Here is a 1,778-nt window from a genome sequence, read left to right as displayed (position 1 = left end):
TTTCAATGATCCATATATCAAGATCATGCGTAACACTCCGGGTATTGGCGATACGTTGGCAATTATTTACCTTGAAATGCTTGTGTTGAGTGCCGAGAGTGACGGATATATCTACTTTAAAGGTGCCGGACAAGATATTGCAGAAGAACTAGCGCTAGAACTGAACGAAGATCCGGAAGCGGTTCGGATTTTAATTGCCTATTTAGATGCTAAAAATTTGATTGCTCATCCAAATAATGATGATGTATTTCTTGTTGCGAGTGCTGATATGACTGGATCCGAAACGAGTTCAGCAAGACGGGTTCGAGCTTTCAGAGAACGTCAAGCGTTACATAGTAACGGAGATGTAACGCTCGGTAACGACAGTAAGAGTAAGAACAATAGTAATACAGAGAGTAAGAAACAGATAGAGAGTGAGAGTAAGACTTATATAGAGAGTGAGAATATATTGTCGAGCAACGCAGTTGCGTTTCCCGACTGGTTATCTGAAAAACAGGTGGAAAGTGTCAAAAAAGGTAGGGCCGATAATTATTTGGTAAAAATTCCAATCGCCTATCTAAATCAGATAGCGGGTAAGCAGTATAAATTTGTTGAGAAATCTACCAAGCTAGTTCATGCAAGACTTGCAGAAGGCTTTGCCTTAAATGATTTCAAGATTGTTATTGATACCAAGGTAGCGGAGTGGATTAACGATGCGAATATGAATAAGTATCTACGTCCTGAAACTTTGTTTGGTAACAAGTTTGAAAGCTATCTGAACCAGACTAAATCGAACATCCCCGACACATACGGAGATGAGTATTCTAGCGCTAAGTTAGGGTTTTAGGAGGCTGTCATGGAAAACATGAGTGAAGGCATTAGAAAGAGTAAGGTCGGACAAAAGGTAATCAAAGACTTTGAGGCCATGAAGGCTGAGCTATTATCTGATCCTGAGATTGCTGAATTTATTACTAAACATGGTTTAACAGATCAGCAAGTGCAAAATAACATCTCGAAGTTATTTGAGTATCAAACTGAACGAAACGCTTTTGAAAACAACTCTCAAAAAATGATAAACGGTTATAAGCCTATTCTGGGTCTCTCTGGAGGTTCTAATAGTTATGTGTATATTTCCTATGATGAGACGGAAAAACGCAAGCAGGAGCAAATTAACAAGCAAAAAATGGCATTCTTAGGCAGAGAGAGTCTTGTCTTGGATAAAACTATCAAGATGGCTAGATTTGATAATTTTCAAATTAAGGATAACGAGGAACGGCGAGCCTTTGATTTTGCTAAGAAAACAGTTGAGTTTTATTTGAATGATGGAGAAGGAAACACAGCGCTAGTCGGTAAGCAAGGAACAGGCAAGAGTCATCTGGCTATGAGTATTTTAAAAGAGTACAACGAAACTCCGGGGCACTCAGCAATGTATGCCAGCTATTCCCAAGTTATCCGTTTGATTAAGGATAGTTTTGGCGGTGGGGATGCAAAGTACAGTCAGCAAAATATGTTGCGATTATTGGCTAGTGTTGATTTGCTGGTTTTGGACGATGTTGGCAGTGAGAATGTTACGGATTTCTCGCAAGAGTTGTTGACTGACTTAATGGACTCCAGAACTAGAACGATCATCACGACTAACTACAGTAGTGATGAATTGAGGCGCACATACGAGGCAAGGACTGTTAGCCGATTGTTAAGAGGAGTCAGCAGGGATAGAGCGTTTAGTTTTCAGAATTTGAAGGATAAACGTATTCAAGCGTTTTGATGAAAGGAGGCGTAAAAAATGGATCAGTCAAAAT

Annotated in this window: 2 protein-coding genes; both read left to right on the top strand. The window is 39.7% G+C overall.

Annotation, left to right across the window (positions count from 1 at the left end):
• Positions 1-826: conserved phage C-terminal domain-containing protein (locus tag ESZ50_RS11410; RefSeq protein WP_148624078.1), on the top strand; the 826-nt coding region annotated here is incomplete at its 5' end.
• A gap of 9 nt (positions 827-835) precedes the next feature.
• On the top strand, positions 836-1,744 hold the full coding sequence (locus ESZ50_RS11405; protein ID WP_148624076.1) for an ATP-binding protein: 909 nt from the start codon (positions 836-838) through the stop codon (positions 1,742-1,744).
• The last annotated feature ends 34 nt before the right edge of the window (positions 1,745-1,778 follow it).

This window comes from Weissella muntiaci, assembly GCF_008107635.1.
GTDB lineage: Bacteria > Bacillota > Bacilli > Lactobacillales > Lactobacillaceae > Weissella > Weissella muntiaci.
The sequence above is the reverse complement of the archived record's forward strand: the minus strand, read 5'-3'. Positions and strand labels throughout refer to the sequence as shown.